The organism is Afipia sp. 1NLS2, assembly GCF_000178995.1.
GTDB lineage: Bacteria > Pseudomonadota > Alphaproteobacteria > Rhizobiales > Xanthobacteraceae > Afipia.
The window spans coordinates 158,066-183,829 of record NZ_ADVZ01000001.1 but is presented as its reverse complement, the minus strand read 5'-3'; the positions used below and the strand labels follow the sequence as shown (position 1 = coordinate 183,829).

The following is a 25,764-nucleotide window of genomic DNA, read 5'->3' as shown; positions in this document are numbered from 1 at the left end:
ATAAAGACGGCCATGCGGCGGAACGGCGGCAGGCGGCTTGATTTCACGCCGCCGGCTATTTTAAGTGACCCCCGTTAGGACAACTTCTTTTCATGACGGTGGAAGATGCGCACGTTCTGGTTGGCGATTGTTTTTGCAGTTGGATTGGTTTTCGCTCCGGTGGGCGCCCAGGCGGCGCCGGGCCATGTGTATTTGCTCAAGGGTCTTGCGAACGTGTTCTCGACCGGCCTGGATAATTACGCGGCCGAACTGTCTCGCCGCCATATTCCGGTGACTGTCGCCAATCACAGCGAAGCAGCGGGCCTCGCGATGGAGGCGGCGCGCCTTTACAAGGCGGGCAAGGGCCCGATCGTGATCGTCGGTCATTCGCTTGGCGGTCAGGCTTCGACCCAGATGGCTGAGATCATGCAGCAGCAGGGCGCCAAGGTGGCACTGATCGTCAATTATGGCCCGCCCGGCACGCAGGTGATCCCGGCCAATGTTGGCCGCGTGGTGAATTATTACGGTGTCGTGGGCGGCGTTGCGGTGCGCGGCCCCGGATCGCGCGCGGCGATCACCAACATCGATCTGGCCGGCGATCCGAACATCAACCATTTCAACATGGACAAGTCGCCGCGTCTGGAAGCGCGGACGATGGGTCAGATTCTGGCGGCGCTTCGCAGCGGTCATCGCGTGCCGAAGGTTGCTGCGGGGGCGCATCAGCATTCCGCGTCGGCAACGCCGGCCGTTCAATAAGTTCTGTTCAACGACCATGATCCGCGGCGCAATGCGCTCGTGCGGATTTTTTATGCCTCGCCGATCGAGTGGCGGCGATGGCGGTCGGTTTCCTCGGCATAGCGGCGCAGCGCATGCGCTTCCGTCAGGATGCCGATGACGCGGCGCGTATCGGCCTTGTCGATCACCGCGAGCGATTCCGCCTCGGCGCGATCGAACGCCGCCACCGCATCCTGTGCGTTCATGTCGGGCAACAGGCAGGCGTCCTGATAGCGGATGATGTCGCCGACCGTGTCGGCCGGCGTGTCGAGTGAGGCGTAGGCGTCTGCGACGAAGACGATGCCCGCATATTTCTGTTCCGAATCCACCGCGATCACCTGTGTTTTCGAGCCGAGCGGATAGCTCTGGCGAAAGGTGTCGATCGGCATCTCCACCGGCACGGTGGTGACGTCGCCGCGCATCATGCGGCCGACGGTGAGGTCGCGAATCCATCCGATGTCGGCCGCGCTGCGGATGGTTTCGCCGCGCAGGTGGAAGCGCCAGGTCGCGAAGGAGTAGCCAAACAGCTCGCGCGTGACCTGGGTCGAGACGATGACCGCGATCAGAACCGCTGTTGTGAGCCAGAGATTGCCGGTGGTCTCCAGCGCAATGAAGGTCATGGTCAGTGGCCCGCCGACCACGGCGGCCGACAGCGCGCTCATGCCGATGACGGCATAGACGCTGATGTCGAGATGCAGCGACGGCACCAGTGTATTCATGGCCGCCGCGAACAGGTGGCCGCCGAGCGCGCCGCTCAGCAGCGAGGAGAAGAACAGACCGCCGCGAAAGCCCGAGCCAAGAGAAATCACCGAAGCGAGAATTTTGAGCGCGAACAGGAACGCGACCATCAAAACCGGCAGCGTGACCACATTGGTCGTATGCAGCGCGCCATGGCCGGAGGACATCACCTGCGGGGCCTGCAACGCGAACAGTCCCATAACGAGGCCGCCGATGGTCGGGCGTAACGGCAGCCACAACCGCGAGCGCGACATGACCGTGTCCCATACCGCGACCGCGCGCATCACCGCGATGCCGGCCAGCGCGCAGAGAAAGCCGAGCGCCACGGCGATGACAATGTCCTGACTCGTGACCGTTCCGACCTGGCTGAGAATGATGCCGGGGACGGTCGGTGCGAGCTGGTGGGCCACGGCATAACCGGTGATCGAGGCGACGCCGATCGGGGCGAGGCTCGCGGGCGTATAGCCGCTGACGATCAGTTCGAAGGCGTAGAAGGCTCCCGCCAGCGGTGCGCCGAACGCGCCCGCGATGGCGGCGGCGGAGCCGCACCCCACGAGAATGCGCTGGTCCGAGCGGCGCAGGTGAAACGCCTGCCCGAGCACGGAGGCGGTGCCGCTCGATATCTGGGTATAGCCCGCCTCGGTGCCGACCGAGGCGCCGACGCCGCTCGACCAGATCGTTTGCAGGGCGACAATGATGCTGCCGCGGAAGGACATCTTGCCGCCGTGCAGAGCATTGGCTTCGATGGGGTCGACCTCCCGGCCGGGTCTCCAGCGATGCAAGGCGAGCAACGACAGGCCGAACAGGAGGCCGCCCAGGGTTGGCATGATCACCGCGCGCATCGGCTCCAGCACCGATTGGGACGACAGCCGTTCGCCGTGAGGGATGTTGAAAAGAACCTCGTGGAGCAGGCCGACGGCACGGCTCATCAGCACCACGAAAAGGCCGCCCAGAATACCGACGATCGCCGCGAGGACGATCAGGCTGGATTCCCGCGCGCGGACCAGCGCGCGCAAACGGCGCGGCGCTTCCAGATATAATTTCGAGGTGGGTGCCGTCATGTGTCAGTGCGTGCGCCCCAGCGCCGTGCCGGGGTTTTGCGTTCTCTACAGCAAGGAAAACGGCATGGGAAATCGAAATGACCCGCTGCAAGCGGGCCATTTCAGAAACGGGAATAAACGCGCATTTTCGTTCAATCACGCTTCCGGTGCAGTCCAATAGGCGTGACGGTGCGCGCTCCGCTTACCGCAGGTGGTCGCGCCAGTCGCGCAGTTCGATCCAGCGCGGACGCCTGCGCGGCGGCGGGCGATTGATGAGCAGAGCGAGTGCGAAGCCTGCCACACCGGCGGCAAGAAGCGCGCCCAGCGGCTGATGCCGGATGGTGGAGGCGAGCGCGCGGTTGCCCTGCCGGTAATACTGCCCGGCTGTCTCTACAGCCTGCGAGGCGAGATCGGACGCGGCATCGCCGAGATTGTCTGCAGCATCCGCCGCGGCATCCTTGGCCTGTCCGTAAATCCGCTGCACGGTGCCGGTGGCTTCGCGCGCACGGCCCTTCGCCTCTGCGGCCGCATCTCCGGTCAACCGTCCGTAGGCCGCTTCGGCCTTGCCCGCGACCGAATTGGCCGCGCCTTCCACACGCTTCTCGTCCATGATGATCTCGCTCCCTTGTTCGCAGCGCCAACCGGCGGACCTTGTGAAGGTTCCGGTGCTCCCGCCGGAACATCCTCTGCCGCCGCGCATTGGTCATCACGGACGATTTCGAACGTGAATGGAGAGGTTGCGATGGACGACAAATTCGATCCGGCCCCGCATGACAAGCACGCGGAAAATCCGCATGCGGCCGCGCGGGAAGATCGTCGTGCGAAAAAGGAGCTCGACAAGGGGCTGCGGGATACGTTTCCGGCCTCCGATCCGGTGAGCGTCACGCAGCCTTCGACCACGAAAAAGTCCGGCGAGGCCCGGAAGGAGCCGCGCAAGGGCTAAAAGGGCCAATCCCGTGGCAACGGCCGTGGGACATCTTTTCAAAAGATGAAACTATCTTGCGCTGCCCTGCAAAAATTGCGACGAAAGTCGAAAGCAGTTTTTGAAAGCGCATCCATCAATGGCGTCCGACGTTTCGGCTTTCGAGCGAAAGCCTCTTTCCAGTTCCAGCGAACCCTCCAGCCGGGAGGATGTCCTGTCGTCACAGGCCGACGCCCAATTACGCGCGGAAATACGGCTGTTGGGACGGATTCTGGGCGATACGGTTCGCGATCAGGAAGGCGATGACGTTTTCGATCTGGTGGAGAGCATCCGCCAGGCGTCGATCCGCTTCCATCGCGACGAGGACATCGGCGCCCGCCATGAACTGGAGGCGATGCTGGACGGCCGGTCCATCGCCGAGACGGTGCGCATCGTGCGCGCCTTCAGCTATTTCTCCCACCTCGCCAACATCGCCGAAGACCAGAACCACATCCGCCAGACCCGCAACCAGAGCGGTGCGGGGCTTGCGACCGCGGCGACGACGCTCGCCGGGACGGTCGAGCGCGCCCGCGAGGCAGGCTTCTCGGCAAAACAATTGCGTGATTTTTTCGATGGCGCATTGGTGAGCCCGGTCCTGACCGCGCATCCGACCGAAGTGCGCCGCAAGAGCACCATCGACCGTGAAATGGACATCGCGGCGCTGCTCGAGGAGCGCGACCGTACCCAGATGACGGCGGAGGAGCTTGCGGACAACGATGAACAGCTTCGCCGCTGCGTGCTGACGTTGTGGCAGACCAATCTGTTGCGCCGGACCAAGCTCACCGTGCTCGACGAAGTGCAGAACGGCCTATCGTTCTACGATTATACCTTCCTCAAACAGTTGCCGCGGCTGCTGAACCTGCTGGAAGATCGTCTCGGCGCCGACGAGGACGGAAAAGAACTGGCCTCGTTCCTGAAGATGGGAAGCTGGATCGGCGGCGACCGCGACGGCAACCCGTTCGTCACCGCCGACGTCTTGCGCGGCACGTTGCAGATGCAATGCGAGCGCGTGCTGAATTTCTACCTGCAGGAATTGCAGAAGCTCTATGGCGAATTGTCTCTCGCCGTGGATCTCGTGGATGTGACGGAGGAATTGCAGGCGCTGATCGAGCGTTCGCCGTCCGTCTCCGCGCACCGTGGCCGCGAGCCCTATCGCCGCGCCGTCCATGGCGTTTATTCGCGGCTGAAGGCGACGGCGGGTGTGTTCGGCGTACGCACTGGCGGCCGGGCGGGTGGTGAAGCGGCGCCTTACGAAAGCGTCGAAGCCCTTCGCGGCGATCTTGACATCATCAACCGCTCGCTGATCGAGAACGGCTCCCATGTCATCGCGCGCGGACGGCTGCGGCGGTTGCGGCGCGCGGTCGATTGCTTCGGATTCCATCTTGCCAGTCTCGACCTGCGGCAGAATTCGGCGGTGCACGAACGCACCATCGCGGAATTGTTCGAAGCCGTTGCGCCGGGCACCAATTATCTTGATCGGTCGGAAGATGAGCGCTGCGCGCTCTTGGTGCGCGAACTGCATACCGCGCGGTCCCTGATCTCCCCGTTCGCAAGCTATGGCGAGGAGACAAGCGGCGAACTCGCGGTGCTGCGGATGGCGGCCGAGGCTCACGCGCGGTTCGGGCGTCAATGTATTCCGCAGAGCATCGTGTCGATGTCGGAAGGTGTCTCCGACCTTCTTGAAATCGCGGTGCTGCTTAAGGAAGTCGGGTTGATCGATCCCAATGGCGTCAGCCACATCAATCTGGTGCCGCTGTTCGAGACCATCGAGGATTTGCGCAATTGCGCGGGCATCATGGATCGCGCGCTGTCGCTGCCGGAATATCGCCGTCTGGTCGACAGCCGCGGCGGCCTTCAGGAGGTGATGCTCGGCTATTCCGACAGCAACAAGGATGGTGGGTTCGTCACCTCGGGCTGGGAATTGTACAAGGCGGAAATCAGCCTCGTTGAGGTATTCGAGAAGCATAGGGTGCGGCTGCGGTTGTTCCATGGCCGTGGCGGTTCGGTCGGGCGTGGCGGCGGCCCGAGCTACGAGGCGGTGCTGGCGCAGCCGGGCGGGGCAGTACAGGGACAGATCCGCATCACCGAGCAGGGCGAGATCATCTCGTCGAAATACACCAACCCCGAGGTCGGGCGGCAGAATCTGGAAATCCTCGCTGCCGCGACGCTGGAAGCAAGTCTGTTACAGCCGCAGCACTCCGCGCCGCGCCAGGAGTATCTCGCGGCGATGGAGGAATTGTCGGCGCTCGCCTTCGCCTCCTATCGCGGTCTTGTCTATGAGACGGAAGGCTTCGAGGAGTATTTCTGGGCCTCCACCGTCATTAACGAAATCTCGACGCTCAACATCGGCAGCCGCCCGGCCTCGCGCAGCAAGGCGCGGCGGATCGAGAATCTGCGCGCGATCCCATGGGTGTTCTCATGGGCGCAGTGCCGTCTCATGCTGCCGGGCTGGTACGGCTTCGGCAGTGCGGTCAGCGAATGGGTCGGCAAGAACCCGGACAGGGGCCTGCCTTTCCTGCGCGAGCTCTATCGCGAGTGGCCGTTCTTCCGCATGCTTTTGTCGAACATGGACATGGTGCTGTCCAAGAGCAGCATCGCGGTCGCCTCGCGCTATGCCGAGCTGGTGCCGGACAAGACGTTGCGGGACACCATCTTCCTGCGCATCCGCACCGAGTGGCAGAATTCGATCGGCTGGCTGTTGAAGATCATGGAGCAGGATCGGCTGCTCGGGCACAACCCGCTGCTGGAACGCTCGATCCGTCACCGCTTTCCCTATCTCGATCCGCTCAACCATGTGCAGGTCGAGTTTCTCAAGGCCTATCGCGCCAAGAACGAGGACCCGCAGGTGCTGCGCGGCATCCAGATCACGATCAACGGCATTTCGGCGGGATTGCGGAACAGCGGCTAAATTTCAGCGCGGGTGAGTCCGGCGGAAATAGGCCTCAGTGTCGGTGAGGCGCTGATGGCTGCGGCGGACAAGAATATTGCCTGTGCGCAAGTTGCGGTTCGCCATGTGCAGGAGCCTGCGTCCTTCGCCGACCAGCGCGCGGGCCTGCCGCAACTGCTCCTCAAATGAAACGGTGGTCGCAACGGGTTCAGTCGCGGTCTGAGCGGAGGTCATGATGCGGCTCCACGGTTCCCTGGCTGCCTGTTCACCTCAACGCACAGGTTGCCAAATCGTTCTGCCGTTGTCCGCTAGCAATTGTGGATTAGCCGCGTCATCCACAGCCCTGTCGCCGCAAATCCCTTTACAGAGCCTCAGTGCGGGAGCGGATGGGTTTTCGTGAGTCGGGCGGTGATGGCCTGAATTAAAGGCTTCATGAAATAAGCGCCGTTGGCGGGAGAGATGTCGGTCTGCAGGCCGTAGGCTTTCAGTTCATTGGAGACGACGGGGCCGATGGAGGCCACCGGCGTCTGCGCGAGTCCCAGCCGCAACTGCTCTTCGCTGCCCTCCGCCCGCGCGGCCTCCACCAGCCGTCGCACCTGCCCGGAACTGGTGAGCGCGATGGCATCGACGCGCCCTGCGGCGATCTCGCCGATGGCGGCGGCGATGTTCGGCTGCGCTGCTCGCGCATCATAAACATAGGGCTCAACCGGAACGGGCGTCGCGCCGGCCTCGCGCACCGCGGCGAGCAGCGGGCTGTGATCCTTCTCCGGGTAAAGCTGCAGGCCGACGCGATGGCCTTTCAATTCAGCTTTGGACAGCGTGGCGATGATGCCTTCCGTTGTGGGTGGCTCCACGACCATTTCGGCGGTGAGGCCGATCTGGCGGAGCGCATTCACGGGCTTGGGGCCACGCGCGTATTTTCGTGGCCGAGCCAATGCGGCAATGAATTCATTTTCGAGGCCGATCCGTTTGGCCGCAGCCACCAGCCGCCGCACGCCCTCGCCGGTCATCAGCACCAGATCGTCGAGCGGCTCGTGGATCGTGTTTTTGATCCAGCCGCCGACCGCGTCCTGATCGGGCGTGTCCTCGATGGTAAACATCGGGCACTGGAGCACGTCCGCGCCCTGGTCCCGCAGCAGGCGGGAAAACTGGGCTTCCTCGCGGGTTTCCAGAATGAGGATGCGGTATCCGCTTAGTCTGCCGGCCATGGTGCCTCGCGAAGGGTGGGTCGGTTTGTCATACCATTTCATCATGTCGGGCGGGACAGGATTGGCGCAAGGGGAGGCGGGTGCTAGAGCAGACGCGCTTTCACTCATCTCGCCCATCCAAAAGATCAGATTTCCCATGCTTGCCCAGCAATTCGTTCTGACCCTGTCCTGCGACAACCGCCCCGGAATCGTCTCGGCGGTATCGACCTTCCTGTTCGCCAGCGGACAGAACATTCTCGACGCCCAGCAATTCGACGACACCGAAACCGGTAAGTTCTTCATGCGCGTGACGTTCAACACGGTGGATGGCTCCTCCGACCTAGCCACGCTGCGCGGCGGTTTCGGCGCCATCGCGGTGCCGTTCGGCATGACCTGGCAGTTGCGCAGCCGTAGCGAGCACCAGCGCGTCATGCTGATGGTGTCGAAATCGACCCATTGCCTCGCCGATCTGCTCTATCGCTGGCGTTACACCGACCTGCCGATGGTGCCGACCGCGATCGTCTCCAACCACCCGCGCGAGACCTATGAGGGCATCGAGTTCGGCGACATCCCGTTCCACTATCTGCCGGTGACACGCGACACCAAGGCGGAGCAGGAAGCCCAGATCTGGAAGCTGGTGCAGGAGACGCAGACCGATCTCGTCGTGCTGGCGCGCTACATGCAGGTGCTGTCCGACGACCTTGCCGCGAAACTGTCGGGCCGCTGCATCAACATCCATCACTCGTTCCTGCCGGGCTTCAAGGGCGCCAAGCCCTATCATCAGGCCCATGCGCGCGGCGTGAAACTGATCGGCGCGACCGCGCATTACGTCACCGGCGATCTCGATGAAGGTCCGATCATCGAGCAGGATGTCGAGCGCATCAGCCACCGCGATCCGCCCGAGATTCTGGTGCGCAAGGGCGCGGACATCGAACGGCAGGTGCTGGCGCGCGGCTTGCGTTATCATCTGGAGGATCGCGTCATCCTCAACGGCCGCAAGACGGTGGTGTTCAAGGATTGAGCGCGATGGCGTTTTCGCTGCGGCAGTTTCTCCTCGTCGCGACCGGCGCGCTGGGGATTGCCGTGGCGCAGCCTGCCGTTGCCGCCGAGCCTACCCTAAAGATCGGCCTCGTGCTGCCGCTGTCGGGTCCGCTCGCCGAGACCGGCAAGCAGATCGACGACGCGATGCGGCTCTATCTTGAGCAGAACGGCGACACCGTCGAGGGGACGCGGATCGAGGTGATTGTCCGCGATGACGAAGGCAATCCCGATCACACGCGCGAAGCGGTCAAGAGCCTCGTCGAGGAAGACAAGGTCGATGTGCTGGCGGGGTTCGGCACGTCGCCTGCCGCCGCCGTCGCGGCACCGTTCGCGACCAATGCGAAAATTCCGATGGTCGTGATGGGCGCGCAGACTTCGGTCATCACCACCCGTTCGCCCTTCATCGTCCGCAGCGGTGCGACGCTGGCGCAATCCGCCGCGACGCTCGGCAAATGGGCAGCGAAGAACGGCATTCGCAACGTCGCCGCGCTGATCTCCGACTATGCGCCGGGCAATGATGCGCTGAAGGAATTCTCCAGGGCGTTCGCTGGTGACGAGCGCACGGTGAGCGACGAATACAGGATTGCCTTGACCGAGCCCGATCTTGCCGCGCCGCTGATGCAGATCAAGCAGGCAAAGCCCGATGCGGTGTTTCTGTTTATCGCGCCGTGGCAGATACACCGGGTGCTCGAGGCCATCGCGGAACAAGGCTTCGGGCAAGATGGCATCAGGCTAATCGCGACGGGCGACCTCACCGACGATTCAATTCTGAAGACTCTCGGGCCGTCCGCACTCGGAATCGTGACCGCGCATTTCTATTCGGCCGCGCATCCCTCGCGCACGAACCGGCTGTTCGTCGAGGCTTACCGGACGGCCTATGGCGAGACGCCGGGCGCGATGGCGGTGAGCGGCTATGACGGCACGCGCCTGATCCGCGAGGCGCTGCGGGCAGCGAAAGGCGACACGAACGGCGAGGCGCTTCTGAAAGCAATGAAAGGGGCTGCATGGGAAAGCCCGCGCGGGCCGTTCGCCATTGACCGGCATAGCCGCGAGGTCGTGCAGAATATTGACATGCGCAGGGTCGAATCCGTGAACGGAGAGAATGTGAACGCTGAGTTCGCGACCTTCGAGGATGTCCGAGACCCCAACAACTCCGGCCGCGAGCACTGATCCGCGCAACAGCCCGCTGCCTAGTGCCGCAATTGAGACTTCGGCGGCGTGATCGCCAGCGCCTTCGCGACATGCTGAAGCTTGTCGGGATTGCGGGTGATGTAGACGGTCACGATCTTGCCGTCCTCGATTTCAAAAGCCGTGGTCTGGAAGACGTTATCGCGCTCATAGCTGACATAGCCCGGCAGGCCGTCGATCCGCACCGGCTTGTAGAATCCGCCGTCTGTAATGCCGAGTTTGCGCGTCAGGCCCTCATAGAGCCGCAGCACGGCATTGAGGCCGACAATCGGATTGAGGAAGGCATGGACCTTGCCGCCGCCATCGGACGTGACCACGACATTCTGAGCCAGCAGCGTGCGCAGGCCATCGATGTCGCCGCTGCGTGACGCCGTAAAGAAAGCCTCGGCGATGCGGCTGCCTTCATCCTGCGCGACCGTATAACGGGGGCGTGCGTCCTGAACGTGCTGGCGCGCCCGTGCCGCCAGTTGCCGGACGGCGGCGGGGTCGCGTTCGATGGTGGTCGCGACTTCGTTCAGCGCGACGCCGAACACGTCGTGAAGCAGGAAGGCCGCGCGCTCGAGCGGCGAAAGCCGTTCCAGCGCGAGCATCAGCGTGAGGGTGAGATTGTCTTCATCCGGACCGTCATCCTCTTCGATGACTGGCTCCGGCAGCCATGAACCGACATAGGATTCGCGGCGCATGCGCGCGGATTTCATCACGTCGAGGCAAAGCCGCGTGACGATGCGCGAGAGAAACGCGGGCGCGGATTCGACCTTGGCATGGTCGACATCCTGCCAGCGCAGCCATGCGTCCTGCACCACATCCTCGGCCTCGGCAAGCGAGCCGAGCATGCGGTAGGCGAGACGCACCAGCCGGGGCCGTTGCGTCTCGAAGACGTCCGTTGTGCCGTCAGGCTGCTGCAAGCTTGTCTCCCTTCGGGTGCTGCATGCGCAGCCCGATCGCAAACCTATTCCACGAGTTGATCGCGCCGATCAGCAGCGTGAGATTGACCTGTTCGGCCTCGTTGAAGTGCGCCTTCACCTCGTCCCAGTCCGCATCCGGCGCGCCGGTTTGCGCAATCAGGGTCAGCGCGTCGGTCCATCCCAGGGCGGCGCGTTCGCGCGGGGTGTAGAGAGAGGATTCGCGCCAGGCGTTGAGCAGATAGAGCCGCATCTCGGTCTCGCCGGCCTTGCGCGCGTCGGTCGAATGCATGTGCAGGCAGAAGGCGCAACCGTTGATCTGCGAGGCGCGCATCTTCACGAGTTCGATCAGGCTCTGCTCAAGCGTGCTGCCTTTGATGGCGGCTTCAAGCGCCAGCATGGCCTTGATGGCCTCGGGGGCGAGTTTGTAGGGGTCATTGAGGCGTGCTGTCATGGTTGTAGCTCCTTCGTTAATGGGCGGCGGCAGGCGAATTGAGCCATGCGTCGAATGTGGTGGTGCCGAGACGGGCGCCAGTATCCGGAGTCAGCGAGCGGTCGTCGAGTCTGATGCCGAAATAGCGGGCGTCAGGATCGGTGATGACTGTTTTGCCGTCCTTTTTCGCGCTCAGGTATTTTCGGACGAGTTGATCGAGCTGAAAGGATTCCGGCCCGCCGATCTCGATCATCCCGTTCACGGGCTCGGCAAGGGCCGCATCCGCGACGGCGGCGGCAACATCGTCGGCCGCCATCGGCTGGATCTTCGCAGGCGAGACGTGGACGCCATCGTCCCGCGTCGCTTCTTGCGCGATGCCGCCGACGAATTCGAAGAACTGGGTGGCACGTACAATCGTGTAAGGCTGGCGTGATGCTTCGATCAGAAGCTCCTGCGCGAGCTTGGCGTGGAAGTATCCGAATTCGAGCAGGCGTTCGGTGCCGACCACCGACAGAGCGACGTGGTGTTTAACGCCCGCGGCCTTTTCCGCCGTCAGCACGTTGCGGCCCGCGGCCTCGAAGAAGGCCATCGCGGCCTTGTGCTCGAACGAGGGGGAGTTCGCGACATCGACCACGACCTGCGCCCCGGCGAACGCCTTGGCGAGCCCTTCGCCGGTGACGGTGTTGACGCCGGTGGACGGCGAGGCCGGGAGAACCTCATGGCCACGCTGGCGCAGCCGGGCCACGACCCGGGAGCCGATGAGGCCGGAGCCTCCGATAACGACGATCTTCAATGGTGCCTCCTGTGTGTTGCCGCTGAAGCGGGGATCGGCAGTTCTGGGCGCTTGCTAGGAACGCCGTTCTTGCCCATTTGGCTTCAAGACGAGACAGGGGGACCCGGAAGTGACATGCCCCTTCAAAAAAATCGGGCCGATCCTCAAAATCCGGTTCCGTGCGCGCCGGCCATATGAAGACCGAAGCTGTTTTGGCTAAGGATTTCAGGCTATTGCCGCCGGGGGCGAGGTGTGCACGTCATCTGGTGGGCAGGACGGCCCGAAGGATTTTACCAAGCCAGGACCATCGCGCCTTCACCCGAACCGCAGTCCGGTACGAATTCCACCAGAGCTTCTTGGCTTTCGGTCGTGCAGATCGAAGACTTCGCGGGTTTAAGCAGATCGAATCCCGCCTGAACTTCTCCCATTCGGATGCGAATTTTTCCGCAGACCACAGGTACTGGAAGCCCCAGGCATTGGCGATGTCCACGCGACCAAGCCGGGCACCCTGGAATTTCTCGCGAGCCATTGTCCGCTCGAATCCCAGACGCTTGAAGTGCCACAGGAGCAGTTCATCGCATTCGGGCAGCACCAGTTTGCCGGCGGGCTGGGCGGCGTGCCGTCCCTTTGCAAAGTTTGTTTCCTTGAGGGCATTCGGATCGAAGATACTGAGCTTGCTGTATGGGACTGATGGTTGCCCCTGACGGATCTGGTCGATCAGCAGTCCTTCGTCTGGCGGCATGGTCTGGCTGATCATGTCGAAGCCGAGGGCCGGCATAAGAGTCACGCCTTGCTCCTGCTGCGCGGACAAATAGGACTCCATGGATTGTCCCGGAATCCAGAGATGTTCGTCGATCGCCGTGATGATGACCCAGTCAGCCTGGCCCCGGCTTTCTTTCCAGACCCCATCCTGCATGATGGTATGCGAAAGCACGAAAGAATCCGGATCGACGCGAGCGAACGAGCGCACTTCCACCTTTGGATGCGCGCGCAGGATATCCAGCGAGCCGTCGGTCGAGCCGTCGTCGTAGATCACGTAGCGATCGACCCAGGAATCGTAATGCCTGAAGAAAAATCCAAGCATGTCCGCTTCGTCCCAGCAGATCGTATACAGGTGAACGATTGGCTTGCTCATCAGCCATCCCTCAGGTGTCGAGCGGGCGCGCCGGGTTTCCGATCACAGTCATCCCTGCGGGCACATCGCGCGTGACGACGGCGCCGGCTCCGACCACGGCATTTTCTCCCACCGTGATCTTGGGCAGGACGGTTGCGCCTGCGCCGACAAGGGCGCCGCTTTCAATCGTCACGCTGCCTGCGATCACGGCTCCCGGTCCGATGGAGACAAAATCGCCCAGCCGGGCATGATGGCCGAGGGTGGCGCCGCGATTGATGAAGCTGAACATGCCGAGATGAACGCTGCTTCCGATCGTGCAGCCGGCATTGATGTAAGTGCCGGCAGCCGCGTCCAGCTCGCGCGGAACGATTGAAGTGGGGTCGAGCAGGGTGAAAGGTCGATGTAATCCGAGACGTTTCGCTTCCGTGGCGGCTGTTCGGCGATTGTTCGGCGAGAACAGAGGTATCAGGAAAGGAAGGGAAAGCTTGTCGGCGGGAATATCGTCGCTGGCGATAACCGGGATGTCTCGCGACAGTTGGGAAGGATCAGTGTGGTTGCGAATACCAGCTACAATCGGAATCTCAACCCGATCAAGGCTCTCTTCAATGTCGGCGATGATGGGAGAGCCTACGCCGAAAAGTAAAATGCCCCTCATTTGCTGATGAACTCCCGAATGGCTTGGGCGATGCGTTCTGCGGCGGCTCTTGCCACCTCAGGTTGGACAGGCAGGCTCAGGGCGATTTCGAGAGACGCTCTCGCGCCTCGGATCATTGAAATGACTTTCGCGAAATAGAGCGGGGGCCCCGACCAAATCACGGTGGGCCCCGACAGGTTATCATCGGCTTTGTCGCGCGTACCGATGTCATGGTTCGTCCGGCAGGGCGGTAAAACAGCGCGGCAAATCAAACAAAAACCCCTCTTTGGTCATTTGATTGTTGGGCATGGCGTGGTAGATAGCTCGCGCAATTTTATTCTGCCCACTCCATCTTCCCGCGCGGTCTCATGAAGAACGAAGCCCTTTTGGCTGAGATTTCAGACTATTGCCGCCAGGCGGGCCTGGCGGAATCAACGTTTGGCCGCCGCGCAGTGAACGACGGCAAGCTCGTGACCCGGCTGCGCGAGAACAAGCGCATTACCGTCGATACGCTGGAGCGAATCCGTGCCTTCATGGCCGATGGAACCCCGGCGCGGCGGCTCCCGGAGCCGCCCATCGAGAAGCGCGACCCGGCGGGCAACTTCCGTTTCTTCGAGAACCGGCAGAAATACCTGCTGTTTGTCCATACCTGTAGCGAGAAGCGCGTCATTGCCCAACGGGTCGCTTTGGAGCTTGGGAGCATCCACCCCAGCCCACCCGCATTGCGGGTGTTTGACGCCGGGGTGGGCGACGGCACCGTGCTGTCGCGGGTGATGCGCTCGATGCACGTCCGCTTTCCGCACATGCCGTTCTATGTCGCGGGCAAGGAGATCAGCTTCGAGGACGTCAAGCTCACGCTCGACAAGGTGCCGGACCGGCTGTTCGAGCACCCGGCGACCGTGTTCGTGCTGACCAACATGAACTACGCCGAGGCCCCGTGGCTGACGCCGAAATCGGCCGCCGCCGCCGCCGGGATGATCTGGAAAGAAGTGGTGCTGACCGGCTCCTCCTCAGGCGAGTTCGAGGCGCAGATCGCCGAGCTTGAGCCGTTCCTTGAGGAGAACTGGCGTGCGAACGTCTCGCCGCGCTCGGGCATGCCGGTCTATGAGCGCCCGGTCGCCATCGTGATCTATCGCAACGACCACCGCTTCATGCTGGATTCGGTGATCCCGCGCGCAGGCAAGGTCGAGGCCAATTTCGACCTCGTGATCGCCTCGCAGCCTTATCGTGCCAAGTCGTCGCTGAACTTCCGCGCCAAGCGCATCATCGGCCCGCTGGCGCGGGCGCTGCGTCCCGGCGGGCGGCTGATCGGCATTCATTCCCACGGGCAGGACCCCGGAATGGAGATCATCCAGTCGGTCTGGCCGGACGAGAACCCGTTCTCGGTTAACCGCCATGAGGTTTTGCGGGCGGTGAAATACGAGCTCGGCTCGGCGGGGCGCGATCTTAACTTTAACGCCTACGCCGATAACCGCTCGATCTTCCGGTATGATATGGAAGCCCTGCCCAACGAGGTCACCGGCGCGATCGGCTCCTCGACTGCTTTCGCGGCCTGGAACGCGGCGGTCTATGTCGCCCAGATCGAGGACGAGCGGCTCGCCGGCATCACCGAAAGCGGCCGCTATCTGGAAGCCACGCGCGAGGTGCTGCGGCGGCATAACGGACTGTGGTTTTACGATGAATCTTACGTCATTTCGCGACGGCGCGATTGACGCACCTGATGGAATTTCCCAAACAACCGCCAGCCAATATCGAAGGAAGACAAGATGCGTTCGTCCTATCTGTTCACCTCTGAATCCGTCTCCGAAGGTCATCCGGACAAGGTCTGCGACCGCATCTCGGACGAAATCGTCGATCTGTTCTTCCGCGAAGGCCCCAAGCAGGGTCTCGATCCGTGGCAGATCCGCGCCGCCTGCGAAACGCTCGCCACCACCAACAAGGTGGTGATCGCGGGGGAGACGCGCGGCCCGAGCGTGCCAAAGGAACAGCTTGAGCAGGTCATCCGCGACGCGATCAAGGACATCGGCTACGAGCAGGACGGCTTCCACTGGAAGACCGTCGACATCGAAGTGCTGTTGCACGAACAGTCCGCCGACATCGCGCAGGGCGTCGATGCCCAGCAGCCGACCAATCGTGAAGAGGGCGCGGGCGACCAGGGCATCATGTTCGGTTATGCCACCAATGAGACGCCGGAACTGATGCCGGCGCCGCTGCACTATGCGCACAAGATCCTGCGCCTGATTTCGGAAGCGCGCCACAATGGCACCGAGAAGGTGCTCGGCCCCGACTCCAAGAGCCAGGTCACCGTGCAGTACGAGAACGGCAAGCCGGTCGCGGTGCGCGAGATCGTTGTTTCGCATCAGCATCTGATCGAGGACATGACCTCTAGCCAAGTGCGCGAGCGCGTCGAGCCCTACATCCGCAAGGCGCTGCCGGAAGGCTGGATCAACGACAAGACCATCTGGCACATCAACCCGACCGGCAAGTTCTTCATCGGCGGCCCCGACGGCGACACCGGCCTCACCGGCCGCAAGATCATCGTCGACACCTACGGCGGCGCGGCTCCGCACGGCGGCGGCGCGTTCTCCGGCAAGGACTCCACCAAGGTGGACCGCTCGGCCGCTTACGCTGCGCGCTACCTTGCGAAGAACGTCGTCGCGGCGGGCCTCGCCGACAAGTGCACGCTGCAGCTCGCCTACGCCATCGGCGTCGCGCGTCCGCTGTCGATCTACATCGACACCCACGGCACCGGAAAGGTGTCGGAGGAGACGCTCGAGAAGGCGGTGGCCCAGTCGATGGATCTCACGCCGCGCGGCATCCGCAAGCATCTCGACCTCAACAAGCCGATCTACGCGCGCACCGCGGCCTACGGCCATTTCGGCCGCGCGCCGGACAAGGACGGCGGCTTCTCCTGGGAGAAGACCGATCTCGCCGAGGCGCTGAAGAAGGCGGTTTGATTTCACCAAGTCATTCCGGGATGCGCGCATCGAGCGCGCAGACCCGGAATCCCGAACTTCCAGATTCCGGGTTTGCTCGCTGCGCTCACGCCCCGGAATGACATGCCAGAGACAGGAACACTCAACATGACCACCGCCACCGACTACATCGTCGCCGACATCGGCCTTGCCGATTTCGGCCGCAAGGAATTGTCGCTCGCCGAAACCGAAATGCCGGGCCTGATGGCGACGCGCGAGGAATACGGCCCGAAGCAGCCGCTGAAGGGCGCGCGCATCGCGGGCTCGCTGCACATGACGATCCAGACCGGCGTTCTCATCGAGACGCTGAAGGCGCTCGGCGCTGATATCCGCTGGGTGTCGTGCAACATCTATTCGACGCAGGACCATGCCGCCGCCGCGATTGCCGCAGCCGGCATTCCGGTGTTCGCGGTGAAGGGCGAGACGCTGAAGGATTACTGGGACTACACCGCCAAGCTGTTCGACTGGCACGGCGGCGGCCACCCCAACATGATCCTCGATGACGGCGGCGACGCCACCATGTACGTCCATCTCGGCCTGCGCGCCGAGAACGGCGACACCGCGTTCCTCGACAAGCCCGGCTCCGAGGAAGAGGAAGTGTTCTTCGCGCTCCTGAAGAAGCAGCTCAAGGAGAAGCCGAAGGGCTACTTCAAGGCGATCGCCGACAGCATCAAGGGCGTGTCGGAAGAGACCACCACGGGCGTGCATCGCCTGTACGAGATGCAGAAGGCCGGCACGCTGCTGTGGCCCGCCATCAACGTCAACGACTCGGTCACCAAGTCGAAGTTCGACAACCTTTATGGTTGCCGTGAATCGCTGGTCGACGGCATCCGCCGCGGCACCGACGTGATGATGTCGGGCAAGGTCGCGATGGTCGCGGGCTTCGGCGACGTCGGCAAGGGGTCGGCTGCATCGTTGCGCCAGGCCGGCTGCCGCGTGCTGGTCTCCGAGATCGATCCGATCTGCGCGCTGCAGGCATCGATGGAAGGCTACGAAGTCGTGACGATGGAAGACGCCGCCCCGCGCGCCGACATCTTCGTGACCGCGACCGGCAACAAGGACATCATCACGCTCGACCATATGCGCGCGATGAAGGATCGCGCCATCGTCTGCAACATCGGCCACTTCGACAACGAGATTCAGGTCGCGACCCTGAAGAACCTGAAGTGGACCAACATCAAGCCGCAGGTGGACGAGATCACCTTCGCGGATGGTCATCGCATCATCCTGCTGTCGGAAGGCCGCCTCGTGAACCTCGGCAACGCGATGGGTCATCCGTCGTTCGTGATGTCGGCGTCGTTCACCAACCAGACGCTGGCGCAGATCGAGCTGTTCGCCAACAACAAGGACGGCAAGTACAAGAAGGAAGTCTACGTGCTGCCGAAGTCGCTCGACGAGAAGGTCGCGCGCCTGCATCTTGCCAAGATCGGCGTGAAGCTCACCGAGCTGCGCAAGGATCAGGCCGATTATATCGGCGTGAAGCAGGAAGGCCCGTACAAGGCCGCGCACTACCGGTACTGATGATTGGGTCATTCCGGGATGCGCGTTCTTCACGCGCAGACCCGGAATCCCGAGCTGCTGGATTCCGGGTTCGCTCGCTGCGCTCGCATCCCGGAATGCCATCGTAAGAAACATAAAGCCCCGGAGCGATCCGGGGCTTTGTCCATTCCCGGCTCATTTGCCGCACCATCTTCAGGAAACATCGGGTTTGCGGGGTGTTTTCGCTCCCGGAAGCGGTATATCGCCCCCCAATGAACACAATTGAGTCCTTTGGCTTTGGCAAAGGGCGTGCTACGTATCGCTATATTCGATTGCTGGCCCTTCTTTTGTTAACGCGCCGCCAGGCTCCTTTCCCAAAGACGATGCTGAAAATTGGATGCTTCGCGCAATGGTGCGCGAAATGCGCCCTGGCGCTTCTTTAGGAAAGACAGAGACAAATGGCTCAAGGTACAGTGAAGTGGTTTAACAGCCAGAAGGGTTTTGGATTCATCGCCCCGACCGACGGCGGCACCGATGTGTTCGTTCACATCAGCGCAGTCGAGCGTGCAGGCCTTTCCAACCTCGCCGAAGGGCAGAAGGTTGAGTTCGAAGCCAAGACGGACAAGATGCGCGGCAAGACCAGCGCGGAAAACCTCCAGCTTCTCTAAGCAAATCATCGGCCGCCTGCCGTCATTCGCAAAGAATGACGTGGGCGCCATGCAGGGATTCAAAAGCGCCGTCACCGCGGATGTACCGGGACGCGCTTAGAGTTTCACGCCTCGTTTCACGGATGTACTGAAACGCAGACGTTCAGGGGCCTCGTCAGAAATGACGGGGCTTTTTGCTGTGTGGGTAGTGGAGGTCGTGCCCGTCATTCCGGGGCGCTCGCGAAGCGAGCGAACCCGGAATCCCGCAGTTCGAGATTCCGGGTCTGCGCTTGAAGAACGCGTATCCCGGAATGATATCGCGAGAAACAAAAAGCCCCGGAGCGATCCGGGGCTTTTTGTTTGCGCGCCACCAGCGCGGAAGCAACACCACCGCGCCGGTGACATGGCCGATCCGTTATGGAATTGGCGAGACATGATGCCGGAGGGGAGAGGGGAGACGTGGTTTCCGAGGGTGGGGTATTGAGAAGTGAAGTGACGTGGCCAAGCTCGCGATAGCTATTATTAAAACCGATAGAGTGCCAAAATAACCATCACAATTAGAAAAGCTGCGGCTATTGCTGCGATCCCTTCCGCATTGATGCTGATACCCCAGATAGCGACTTCTAGCTTTGGTCGTTCGGACATAACGTAGCTCTCCATTGAAATTTGAGAGCTGCGGGGGGATTGAGAATCTATCTGCTTCTTTCGGAGGTCTTGCAACGCACCAACTTACTTATTCACATGACAGGTGCGGGTAATTAACCGCATCTCTTTCTGAATCAATGGCTTAATGCTGATGTAATCCACAGGTCTGTTTTGCTCCCGATGCTGAATCTGTCGGTAAAGATGAAAACGAATCTTTTTGTGTGCGATTCGTCGTCACCAGCGCGCATGTGAAATTGTATCTACGGTAAACCGGTTCAACTATTCGATTGAGTCCTCAATGGCATTGCACGCGCGACCAGCACATTGGCGTCATGACAGGGGTTATTTCTTCAAATATACCGACATCCGCGGAGCTCGAGCGATTTTGCAGAGCCGTAAGTTGAAGTGGTCGCCTGCATCTGCATTTAATGACCCATTCGATATGCAGTTCGATCTTCATTTGGAGTTTAATGAAGATGCCCTTGTCGAGGCGTGCAGGGCAGATTTCAAAAAGATACTGTTAGGGGAGCAAAAATTCGATCCCGGTATTGGTTTAGGAGCAGTTTTGTCGAGGTTGCGTGCGGCTGCTTCACGAATACCATCGACTGTTTTGGACAGTTTCATCGAGGATGGTCTGCGATTAACAATTCAGAATATTCCTAAAGATATCACTGTCATGCACAAGGACCTACGTGCGCACTTTGCGAAGTACAAAGTGCTTTGCCTTTCGTCGATAAACGACAGCATTCTCATGTGGTCGCATTATGCGGATCATCATCGGGGAGTGGTTTTGCGTTTAGCTTGCTTAGAAGAGACAGATAGCTCTTGGTCAGTTGCTCGGCCGGTTGTCTATGTTGATAAAATGCCGCGCTTTGTCGAAGAAAAAGAGCTGCGTGATTTGATAACGGGCAAAGCAAATCTTCAGAACGAAATAATTGTGGAAAGGACCATTTTCTATAAAGCGACTGCCTGGCAGTATGAAAATGAATGGCGAATTTACTTGCCGTCCGACAATGCTGAAGTTCAGTTTAATCCTTTTAATCCTCCGGAATTGACGGGCATTTATTTTGGTTGTCGCAGTTCGGAAGCTGACCGCGAGGAACTGGTGTCAGTTGCTAAAGCCATCAATCCAGCTTTGAGCGTATTTCAAGCTAGAAAGGCTGAGCGAGAATTTGCGTTAGAGTTTGATAAATTTATTTAGCCGCTTTCATCGTTCTTCTGGAAATATTCCCACTACCATTATCTTTCCTCTCCCTGTCGCGGCTTGCCGCCGTTGCTGCGCCTTGAACTCGGTGGCGGCGGGGTGACGTAAAAAATCCGAGCATCGTTATCCCCACCCTCCAAACCTCGCTTATGATGTGTCTGTCCCGTCCCTAGTTTGAGGGGCGTTTCGCGATCGTCACGATGCGCGGGGCGGGATGCGGTGGCTGCGCACGGTGTTCGATGCGCGGGCGATTGATCGGGCGCGGTGCTTTAAAAAGCTCCGGGCCTTTTTTATTGCCCGGGCTGACGGCCGCACCGTGAGCGGACGGCCCAAGTCGCGATATCCCGGCGCATCGCCTTGCGCCATGGGGCAGCGCCAACTCTCTCTCCTCGCAAGAGGAAGAGCGGCGCAGTCCCCTCCAGCGGTGATGGACCGAAGGGCCGGTCACCGGGGGTTTTCGCGGAGCAAGCCGTTAAAACCATTGCGTGCGGAACGCCGGATGATGCGGCGTGCCCGTGGTGACTCTACTCGTGCGCTTGTTTTTATCGCGCATGAGGCTGCGGATGCGTGCGCGCATCCGGCGTTCCGCGCGCCCTCGTTTGAGGGTGATCGCAGTTGAAGCGTTCAGACGCGCCCGCGTCTCAAAGAACAGGGCGGCTGGCGCACGCATGATGGCTCGACGGAGGGTGTTTTGGCGCAAACGGGACAGGGGGCGCGGCGTGCTGCGGTATCCGTTAACGGCTTTCGCCTAGACTGGCGCAAACCGGAGATTGCCGATGAAGCACATTGCATCGATTGCCGTTGTCGCCGCCGTGGCGTTTGCCGCGTCGCCGTGCAGTGCCGAAAGCCCGCGCGTCGAGACAACGGCGAAGCCTGTCGTCGTCCGCCCGGTGGCGTCGGCCACGGCGACATCGAGCGGCCAGCCGATCGTGCTGCCGCAAAAGGATGCGCAGGTCGTCGTCTCCAGTTACGAGATCGCGCCCGGTGCGGTGCTGCCGGTGCACAAGCATCCGTTTCCGCGTTACGCCTACGTGCAGGCGGGCCATCTTCGCGTCACCAACAACGACACCGGCAAGAGCGAGGATTTCAAGCCCGGCGATTTCATCGTCGAGGCGGTCGGCCAGTGGCACTTCGGCACCAACACCGGCAAGGATGTCGTGAAGCTGCTCGTCATCGACATGGTGGAGAAGGGCAAGGCCAACACCGTGTTGCGCGACGCCCATTAAGCCAGGGCGGTCCAAAAAACCCCTGTCAGCCTTGCATTTTGCTGCGGACGCACATGGAACTGCGGGTGTAGCATCGCATTGATTTACAGCCCCCTTAGGAGTGCTGAGCGATGCGGATCGAACCATTCCGAGACCCTCGCGAAAGCGACTCGGGCTGGCGTGCCAGACGCCTCATCGATATCGGCAGCATCGTCGTGCTGCTCGCCGTGATGCTGGCGGGCTATTACTATTTCACCCGCCCCGAGATCGCCCCGACGCAAACGTCCTTTATCGTGCCGAGCCAGCACGTTCACTGGTGAGCGGCGCGCGCTTGGCCTCAGGCGATATTGACCGACAACGGCTCCAGCCCTTCGACGCCGCATTCGATGCGGTCGCCCGGCGCGATCGCGGCCACGCCCTTCGGCGTGCCGGTCATGATGATGTCGCCCGCGCCAAGCGTCACCTGCAGCGACAGCCGCGCGATGATTTCCGGCACGTTCCAGATCATTTGGTTGAGGTCGCCGATCTGGCGTTCCTTGCCGTTGACGTTGAGCCAGATTTTGCCCTTCGCGGGATGGCCGATCTCGGAGGCCGCGCGCAAGGGTCCGCAGGGTGCGGAGTTGTCGAACGATTTGCCGATCTCCCAGGGCTGCTCCTTCTTGCGCGAGGCCATCTGCAAATCGCGGCGGGTGAGATCGATGGAGACGCCGTAGCCGTAGACGTGATCGAGCGCGGTCTCAGGCGAGATATTGGCGCCGCCGGATTTCAGCGCGACGATCATCTCGACCTCGTGCTGGCAGTCCTTGGTGAGGCCGGGGAAGGGAATGGTCGCGCCGCTCGGCACGATCATGTCGGCATGCTTGGCGAAGAAGAAGGGCGGGTTTCGCTCGTCATTGCCGAGTTCGCGGATGTGCTCGAGGAAATTGCGCCCGACGCACCAGATCCGCCGCACCGGGAATTTTTTCGCCGTGCCGGCGACCGGCAGCATCGGATAGTCAAGCGCGGGGATCACGGTCTCGGGCAGGCTCATGGGATGTCTCTCGAAAAATCTAGGCGTTGGCGGCAAGTGGCGTGACGTTGTCTTCTTCGCGTTGCTGAAGGCGGAAGAACGAGGCGTAGCGTCCTCCGGCGCGCAGCAGGTCGTCATGCTGGCCGGTCTCGACGATCTCGCCGCCCTCGATCACGAGGATGCGGTCGGCATGCATGATGGTGTGAAGGCGATGCGCGATGACGATGGTGGTGCGGCCCTGGCACAGATGCGCGATCGCCTCCTGCACGTATTTTTCCGATTCCGAATCCAGCGCGGCGGTGGCTTCGTCCAGCAGGATGATCGGCGCGTCCTTCACCAATGCGCGGGCGATGGCGATGCGCTGGCGCTGGCCGCCCGACAGTTGAGTGCCGTGCTCGCCGACCGGCGTGTCGTAGCCCTGCGGGAAGCTCATGATGAAATCGTGCGCGAATGCGGCCTTTGCGGCGGCGATGATCTCATCCTCGGTCACGCCGATACGGCCGAAGGCGATGTTCTCGCGGACGCTGCCACGGAACAGGTAGACGTCCTGGCCGACATAGGCGGTCTGCTGGCGCAGCGATGTGCGTGAGCAGTCGGAGATGATCTGGTTGTCGATCACGATGGCGCCGCGATCCACTTCGTAGAGCCGCAGCAGCAGCGCCAGCACCGTAGACTTGCCGCCGCCCGAAGGGCCGACCAGCGCCGTGGTCTGGCCGGGCTCCGCGACGAAACTCATTCGCTTCAGCACCGGTTCGTCGGGGCGATACGAGAAGGTCACGTCGCGCAGTTCGACGCGGCCTTGCGTGAGTTGCAGCGGCGGCTTGTTGTCGTCGCTCGGCTCCGAGGCGGGGCTGTCGATGATTTCGAGCAGTTTGCGTGCACCGATCAGGAGCCCGTTGAGGTCGATGTTGAGGCGCGCGAGCCGCTTGGCAGGCTCATAGGCCAGCAGGAAGGCGGTAATGAAGGAGACGAACTGACCGGGGGCAGCGTTGGTCGCGATCACGCGGTAGCCGCCATACATCAGCGCGCCCGCGATGGCGACGCCGCCCAGCATTTCCATCAGCGGACCAGAACGATTGGAGACGCGCGCCATCTTGTTGGAATAGCTTTCGACGTCGGCGATGCTCTTGTTGATGCGGGCCTGCATCGCTTCCTCGAGCGTGAAGGCCTTCACGGTGCGGATGCCCTGCAGCGATTCCTGCACCGTCTCCATGATGTCCGTGGTGCCGGTGAACTGGTCGTGCGCGAGATGGCGGATGCGCTTGACGAGCTTGCGGATGAACAGGAACGCAGGCGGCGCGACCACGAAGCTCAACAGCGACATGATCGGGTCCTGCACGATCATCACCACCAGGAGACCGATTAATGACAGGAAGTCGCGCCCGAGCGAGGTGACGAGCAGCGCCAGCACCTGCGTGACGGCGGATGCGCCGGCCGAGAGACGGGCGAGGAATTCGGAGGAGTGACGTTCCGAATAGAATGTCAGATTCTCGCGCATCAGCTTGGCGAACAGCCTGCGCTGGTTGTTGGCGAGAATGGCGTTGCTGATCCGCGACATGATCACGGCCTGCCCGTAGGTCGCGGCACCCTTGATCGTGAACAGCGCAATGATGATCGCGGACAAGGTGACGATGCCCGAGATGCTGCGGTTGACGTAGGCCTGGTTGATGACCTGTCCGAGCAGATAGGCCGAGCCCGCGGTCGCAGCCGCGGACAATCCCATCATGCCGAAGGCGACCGCGTAGCGCCGCCAATAGGCGAGGCCCTGTTCGGCCACCAGCCGCTTGATCAGCTCGGCTGCGCCATAGGGGTCATCGGTGATTTTGCGGGGAACCTTGCTCATTCCCATGCCGCGCTGCAATGAAACATGCGCCTCATTGCCCGCAATGGCGGGGGTTTTCAAGCCAAAACAAGGCTTGAAACTTAAGCCGGAACCGCTTCCTGCCGGTTGGCGAGGCGGTCCTGAAGCAGCTTTTCCTCCCAGGCGAGGGCATGGGCGGCAATGGTGTCGAGGTCGTCGTAGCGCGGCGTCCAGTCGAGCATCGCGTTGATCCGGGTGGTATCGGCGATCATGGTCATGATGTCGCCGGGGCGTCGCGGGCTCATCTGGACCGCGAAGTTGCGGCCGGATACGCGGCGGACGGCCTCGATGGTTTCCAGCACGGAATAGCCACGGCCATATCCGCAATTCAGCGTCACCGACTCACCGCCCTGGGCGAGGTAGGACAATGCGGCGAGATGCGCCTGCGCGAGATCGCTGACGTGGATGAAATCGCGGATGCAGCTTCCGTCCGGCGTCGGGTAGTCGGTGCCGAACACGTCGATCTTGGCGCGCTGGCCGGTGGCGGCCTCGACCGCGATCTTGAGCAGATGCGTCGCCCCGGCGGTCTGTAATCCGATGCGGGCCTGCGGGTCGGCGCCCGCGACGTTGAAGTAACGCAGCACGACATAATTCAGGTCGTGCGCGGTCGCCACGTCGTGCAGCATGATCTCGGTCATCAGCTTCGAGGAGCCGTAGGGAGACAGCGGCCGCGTCGGCGCGATCTCCGGCACCGGCATCTGCTCGGGATTGCCGTAGACGGCGGCGGTCGATGAGAAGATGAAATTCTTTACCTGACCCTTGATCGCGGCATTGAGCAGGTTGCGCGTGGTCATGGTGTTGTTGCGGTAGTAGGCGAGCGGATCGCGCATCGAGTCCGGCACCACCACCGAGCCGGCGAAATGGATGATGGATGTGATGCCGTGCGCGGCGATCACGCCTTCCACGAGGTTCTCGTCGGCCGCATCGCCGATGAACAGCGGCACGCCTTCCGGCAGCGCGGTCGAGAAGCCGGTGGAAAGGTTGTCGATCACCACCACGCTCGCGCCGGATTCGACCAGAGCGAGAACGGTGTGGCTGCCGATGTAACCGGCACCGCCGGTGACGAGAACGGTCATAAGCGCTTCCATC

General features: G+C 61.9%; 25 protein-coding genes. 12 read left to right on the top strand and 13 right to left on the bottom strand.

What is annotated here, in order from left to right:
* Window positions 1-105 precede the first annotated feature (105 nt).
* Window positions 106-735, top strand: a complete 630-nt coding sequence (locus AFIDRAFT_RS00925) for an alpha/beta hydrolase family protein (RefSeq protein ID WP_009337062.1) — start codon at window positions 106-108, stop codon at window positions 733-735.
* 50 nt (window positions 736-785) lie between these two features.
* Here the strand turns inward: AFIDRAFT_RS00925 and AFIDRAFT_RS00920 are convergent, their stop codons facing one another.
* A complete protein-coding gene (locus AFIDRAFT_RS00920) occupies window positions 786-2,552 on the bottom strand; it encodes a chloride channel protein (RefSeq protein WP_009337061.1) in 1,767 nt (588 codons plus the stop codon).
* Window positions 2,553-2,733: 181 nt separating this feature from the next.
* Window positions 2,734-3,141, bottom strand: coding sequence for a CsbD family protein (locus tag AFIDRAFT_RS00915; RefSeq protein WP_009337060.1), 408 nt, complete (start codon window positions 3,139-3,141; stop codon window positions 2,734-2,736).
* A gap of 132 nt (window positions 3,142-3,273) precedes the next feature.
* Between AFIDRAFT_RS00915 and AFIDRAFT_RS00910 the strand changes: the two genes are divergently transcribed.
* Both AFIDRAFT_RS00910 and ppc read left to right on the top strand, forming a co-directional pair.
* The gene (locus tag AFIDRAFT_RS00910) at window positions 3,274-3,474 is read left to right on the top strand and encodes a hypothetical protein (protein ID WP_009337059.1); all 201 of its coding nucleotides are present in this window, start codon (window positions 3,274-3,276) and stop codon (window positions 3,472-3,474) included.
* Between the two features lie 118 nt (window positions 3,475-3,592).
* Window positions 3,593-6,400 carry a phosphoenolpyruvate carboxylase gene (ppc, locus tag AFIDRAFT_RS00905; RefSeq protein WP_009337058.1) on the top strand — a complete coding sequence of 936 codons (2,808 nt, stop codon included), beginning with the start codon at window positions 3,593-3,595 and terminating at the stop codon, window positions 6,398-6,400.
* 3 nt (window positions 6,401-6,403) lie between these two features.
* Here ppc and AFIDRAFT_RS19180 read toward each other — a convergent pair whose 3' ends face one another.
* Window positions 6,404-6,613: a hypothetical protein gene (locus tag AFIDRAFT_RS19180; protein ID WP_009337057.1), complete on the bottom strand. Its 210-nt coding sequence runs from the start codon at window positions 6,611-6,613 to the stop codon at window positions 6,404-6,406.
* Window positions 6,614-6,750: 137 nt separating this feature from the next.
* Window positions 6,751-7,587, bottom strand: a complete 837-nt coding sequence (locus AFIDRAFT_RS00900) for a uroporphyrinogen-III synthase (RefSeq protein ID WP_009337056.1) — start codon at window positions 7,585-7,587, stop codon at window positions 6,751-6,753.
* A gap of 136 nt (window positions 7,588-7,723) precedes the next feature.
* On the opposite strand from AFIDRAFT_RS00900, the gene purU reads away from it, so the two are divergent.
* Complete coding sequence (gene purU / locus AFIDRAFT_RS00895; RefSeq protein ID WP_009337055.1) at window positions 7,724-8,587, top strand: formyltetrahydrofolate deformylase; 864 nt, start codon at window positions 7,724-7,726, stop codon at window positions 8,585-8,587.
* Window positions 8,588-8,592: 5 nt separating this feature from the next.
* Window positions 8,593-9,777 (top strand): ABC transporter substrate-binding protein, encoded by a 1,185-nt coding sequence (locus tag AFIDRAFT_RS00890; protein ID WP_009337054.1) that lies wholly within the window; start codon window positions 8,593-8,595, stop codon window positions 9,775-9,777.
* Window positions 9,778-9,797: 20 nt separating this feature from the next.
* On the opposite strand, the gene AFIDRAFT_RS00885 is transcribed toward AFIDRAFT_RS00890, so the two are convergent.
* The 5 genes from AFIDRAFT_RS00885 to AFIDRAFT_RS00865 form a co-directional block, all read right to left on the bottom strand.
* Entirely contained in the window at window positions 9,798-10,700 is a 903-nt protein-coding gene (locus AFIDRAFT_RS00885) for a sigma-70 family RNA polymerase sigma factor (RefSeq protein ID WP_009337053.1), read from the bottom strand.
* On the bottom strand, window positions 10,687-11,151 hold the full coding sequence (locus tag AFIDRAFT_RS00880; protein WP_009337052.1) for a carboxymuconolactone decarboxylase family protein: 465 nt from the start codon (window positions 11,149-11,151) through the stop codon (window positions 10,687-10,689). The genes AFIDRAFT_RS00885 and AFIDRAFT_RS00880 overlap by 14 nt, the downstream gene beginning before the upstream one ends.
* A gap of 16 nt (window positions 11,152-11,167) precedes the next feature.
* Window positions 11,168-11,923 (bottom strand): SDR family oxidoreductase, encoded by a 756-nt coding sequence (locus tag AFIDRAFT_RS00875; RefSeq protein WP_009337051.1) that lies wholly within the window; start codon window positions 11,921-11,923, stop codon window positions 11,168-11,170.
* A 238-nt stretch (window positions 11,924-12,161) separates the two neighbouring features.
* The gene (locus AFIDRAFT_RS00870; protein WP_245258096.1) at window positions 12,162-12,938 is read right to left on the bottom strand and encodes a glycosyltransferase family protein; all 777 of its coding nucleotides are present in this window, start codon (window positions 12,936-12,938) and stop codon (window positions 12,162-12,164) included.
* A gap of 109 nt (window positions 12,939-13,047) precedes the next feature.
* On the bottom strand, window positions 13,048-13,671 hold the full coding sequence (locus tag AFIDRAFT_RS00865; RefSeq protein ID WP_009337049.1) for a DapH/DapD/GlmU-related protein: 624 nt from the start codon (window positions 13,669-13,671) through the stop codon (window positions 13,048-13,050).
* 347 nt (window positions 13,672-14,018) lie between these two features.
* On the opposite strand from AFIDRAFT_RS00865, the gene AFIDRAFT_RS00860 reads away from it, so the two are divergent.
* The 5 genes from AFIDRAFT_RS00860 (at window position 14,019) to AFIDRAFT_RS00840 (ending at window position 20,597) form a co-directional block, all read left to right on the top strand.
* Complete coding sequence (locus AFIDRAFT_RS00860) at window positions 14,019-15,362, top strand: hypothetical protein (RefSeq protein ID WP_009337048.1); 1,344 nt, start codon at window positions 14,019-14,021, stop codon at window positions 15,360-15,362.
* A gap of 54 nt (window positions 15,363-15,416) precedes the next feature.
* Window positions 15,417-16,607 carry a methionine adenosyltransferase gene (metK, locus tag AFIDRAFT_RS00855; protein WP_009337047.1) on the top strand — a complete coding sequence of 397 codons (1,191 nt, stop codon included), beginning with the start codon at window positions 15,417-15,419 and terminating at the stop codon, window positions 16,605-16,607.
* A gap of 126 nt (window positions 16,608-16,733) precedes the next feature.
* Window positions 16,734-18,146 (top strand): adenosylhomocysteinase, encoded by a 1,413-nt coding sequence (gene ahcY / locus AFIDRAFT_RS00850; RefSeq protein WP_009337046.1) that lies wholly within the window; start codon window positions 16,734-16,736, stop codon window positions 18,144-18,146.
* Between the two features lie 416 nt (window positions 18,147-18,562).
* Complete coding sequence (locus AFIDRAFT_RS00845) at window positions 18,563-18,772, top strand: cold-shock protein (RefSeq protein ID WP_009337045.1); 210 nt, start codon at window positions 18,563-18,565, stop codon at window positions 18,770-18,772.
* Between the two features lie 922 nt (window positions 18,773-19,694).
* Entirely contained in the window at window positions 19,695-20,597 is a 903-nt protein-coding gene (locus tag AFIDRAFT_RS00840; protein WP_009337044.1) for a DUF2971 domain-containing protein, read from the top strand.
* Window positions 20,598-21,072: 475 nt separating this feature from the next.
* Here AFIDRAFT_RS00840 and AFIDRAFT_RS00835 read toward each other — a convergent pair whose 3' ends face one another.
* Window positions 21,073-21,270: a hypothetical protein gene (locus AFIDRAFT_RS00835; protein WP_009337043.1), complete on the bottom strand. Its 198-nt coding sequence runs from the start codon at window positions 21,268-21,270 to the stop codon at window positions 21,073-21,075.
* Between the two features lie 106 nt (window positions 21,271-21,376).
* Between AFIDRAFT_RS00835 and AFIDRAFT_RS00830 the strand changes: the two genes are divergently transcribed.
* The gene (locus AFIDRAFT_RS00830; protein WP_009337042.1) at window positions 21,377-21,826 is read left to right on the top strand and encodes a cupin domain-containing protein; all 450 of its coding nucleotides are present in this window, start codon (window positions 21,377-21,379) and stop codon (window positions 21,824-21,826) included.
* Window positions 21,827-21,936: 110 nt separating this feature from the next.
* A complete protein-coding gene (locus AFIDRAFT_RS00825; RefSeq protein ID WP_009337041.1) occupies window positions 21,937-22,125 on the top strand; it encodes a hypothetical protein in 189 nt (62 codons plus the stop codon).
* Window positions 22,126-22,142: 17 nt separating this feature from the next.
* On the opposite strand, the gene AFIDRAFT_RS00820 is transcribed toward AFIDRAFT_RS00825, so the two are convergent.
* The 3 genes from AFIDRAFT_RS00820 to galE all read right to left on the bottom strand — a co-directional run bounded on the left by AFIDRAFT_RS00820 (window position 22,143) and on the right by galE (window position 25,751).
* Window positions 22,143-22,835 (bottom strand): fumarylacetoacetate hydrolase family protein, encoded by a 693-nt coding sequence (locus tag AFIDRAFT_RS00820; RefSeq protein ID WP_009337040.1) that lies wholly within the window; start codon window positions 22,833-22,835, stop codon window positions 22,143-22,145.
* A 19-nt stretch (window positions 22,836-22,854) separates the two neighbouring features.
* A complete protein-coding gene (locus AFIDRAFT_RS00815) occupies window positions 22,855-24,657 on the bottom strand; it encodes an ABC transporter ATP-binding protein (protein WP_040297949.1) in 1,803 nt (600 codons plus the stop codon).
* An 80-nt stretch (window positions 24,658-24,737) separates the two neighbouring features.
* Window positions 24,738-25,751: a UDP-glucose 4-epimerase GalE gene (galE, locus tag AFIDRAFT_RS00810; RefSeq protein WP_040297948.1), complete on the bottom strand. Its 1,014-nt coding sequence runs from the start codon at window positions 25,749-25,751 to the stop codon at window positions 24,738-24,740.
* Window positions 25,752-25,764 lie beyond the last annotated feature (13 nt).

Excerpts from the sequence above, each read along its gene's own strand:
- purU (WP_009337055.1), top strand. The coding sequence starts at position 7,724 with ATGCTTGCCCAGCAATTCGTTCTGACCCTGTCCTGCGACAACCGCCCC.
- AFIDRAFT_RS00865 (WP_009337049.1), bottom strand. The coding sequence starts at position 13,671 with ATGAGGGGCATTTTACTTTTCGGCGTAGGCTCTCCCATCATCGCCGAC.
- AFIDRAFT_RS00845 (WP_009337045.1), top strand. The coding sequence starts at position 18,563 with ATGGCTCAAGGTACAGTGAAGTGGTTTAACAGCCAGAAGGGTTTTGGA.
- metK (WP_009337047.1), top strand. The coding sequence starts at position 15,417 with ATGCGTTCGTCCTATCTGTTCACCTCTGAATCCGTCTCCGAAGGTCAT.
- AFIDRAFT_RS19180 (WP_009337057.1), bottom strand. The coding sequence starts at position 6,613 with ATGACCTCCGCTCAGACCGCGACTGAACCCGTTGCGACCACCGTTTCA.
- AFIDRAFT_RS00860 (WP_009337048.1), top strand. The coding sequence starts at position 14,019 with ATGAAGAACGAAGCCCTTTTGGCTGAGATTTCAGACTATTGCCGCCAG.
- ahcY (WP_009337046.1), top strand. The coding sequence starts at position 16,734 with ATGACCACCGCCACCGACTACATCGTCGCCGACATCGGCCTTGCCGAT.
- ppc (WP_009337058.1), top strand. The coding sequence starts at position 3,593 with ATGGCGTCCGACGTTTCGGCTTTCGAGCGAAAGCCTCTTTCCAGTTCC.
- AFIDRAFT_RS00925 (WP_009337062.1), top strand. The coding sequence starts at position 106 with ATGCGCACGTTCTGGTTGGCGATTGTTTTTGCAGTTGGATTGGTTTTC.
- AFIDRAFT_RS00900 (WP_009337056.1), bottom strand. The coding sequence starts at position 7,587 with ATGGCCGGCAGACTAAGCGGATACCGCATCCTCATTCTGGAAACCCGC.
- AFIDRAFT_RS00910 (WP_009337059.1), top strand. The coding sequence starts at position 3,274 with ATGGACGACAAATTCGATCCGGCCCCGCATGACAAGCACGCGGAAAAT.
- galE (WP_040297948.1), bottom strand. The coding sequence starts at position 25,751 with ATGACCGTTCTCGTCACCGGCGGTGCCGGTTACATCGGCAGCCACACC.
- AFIDRAFT_RS00815 (WP_040297949.1), bottom strand. The coding sequence starts at position 24,657 with ATGAGCAAGGTTCCCCGCAAAATCACCGATGACCCCTATGGCGCAGCC.
- AFIDRAFT_RS00880 (WP_009337052.1), bottom strand. The coding sequence starts at position 11,151 with ATGACAGCACGCCTCAATGACCCCTACAAACTCGCCCCCGAGGCCATC.
- AFIDRAFT_RS00920 (WP_009337061.1), bottom strand. The coding sequence starts at position 2,552 with ATGACGGCACCCACCTCGAAATTATATCTGGAAGCGCCGCGCCGTTTG.
- AFIDRAFT_RS00825 (WP_009337041.1), top strand. The coding sequence starts at position 21,937 with ATGCGGATCGAACCATTCCGAGACCCTCGCGAAAGCGACTCGGGCTGG.
- AFIDRAFT_RS00915 (WP_009337060.1), bottom strand. The coding sequence starts at position 3,141 with ATGGACGAGAAGCGTGTGGAAGGCGCGGCCAATTCGGTCGCGGGCAAG.
- AFIDRAFT_RS00830 (WP_009337042.1), top strand. The coding sequence starts at position 21,377 with ATGAAGCACATTGCATCGATTGCCGTTGTCGCCGCCGTGGCGTTTGCC.
- AFIDRAFT_RS00820 (WP_009337040.1), bottom strand. The coding sequence starts at position 22,835 with ATGAGCCTGCCCGAGACCGTGATCCCCGCGCTTGACTATCCGATGCTG.
- AFIDRAFT_RS00835 (WP_009337043.1), bottom strand. The coding sequence starts at position 21,270 with ATGCGTGCGCCAGCCGCCCTGTTCTTTGAGACGCGGGCGCGTCTGAAC.
- AFIDRAFT_RS00840 (WP_009337044.1), top strand. The coding sequence starts at position 19,695 with ATGGCATTGCACGCGCGACCAGCACATTGGCGTCATGACAGGGGTTAT.
- AFIDRAFT_RS00890 (WP_009337054.1), top strand. The coding sequence starts at position 8,593 with ATGGCGTTTTCGCTGCGGCAGTTTCTCCTCGTCGCGACCGGCGCGCTG.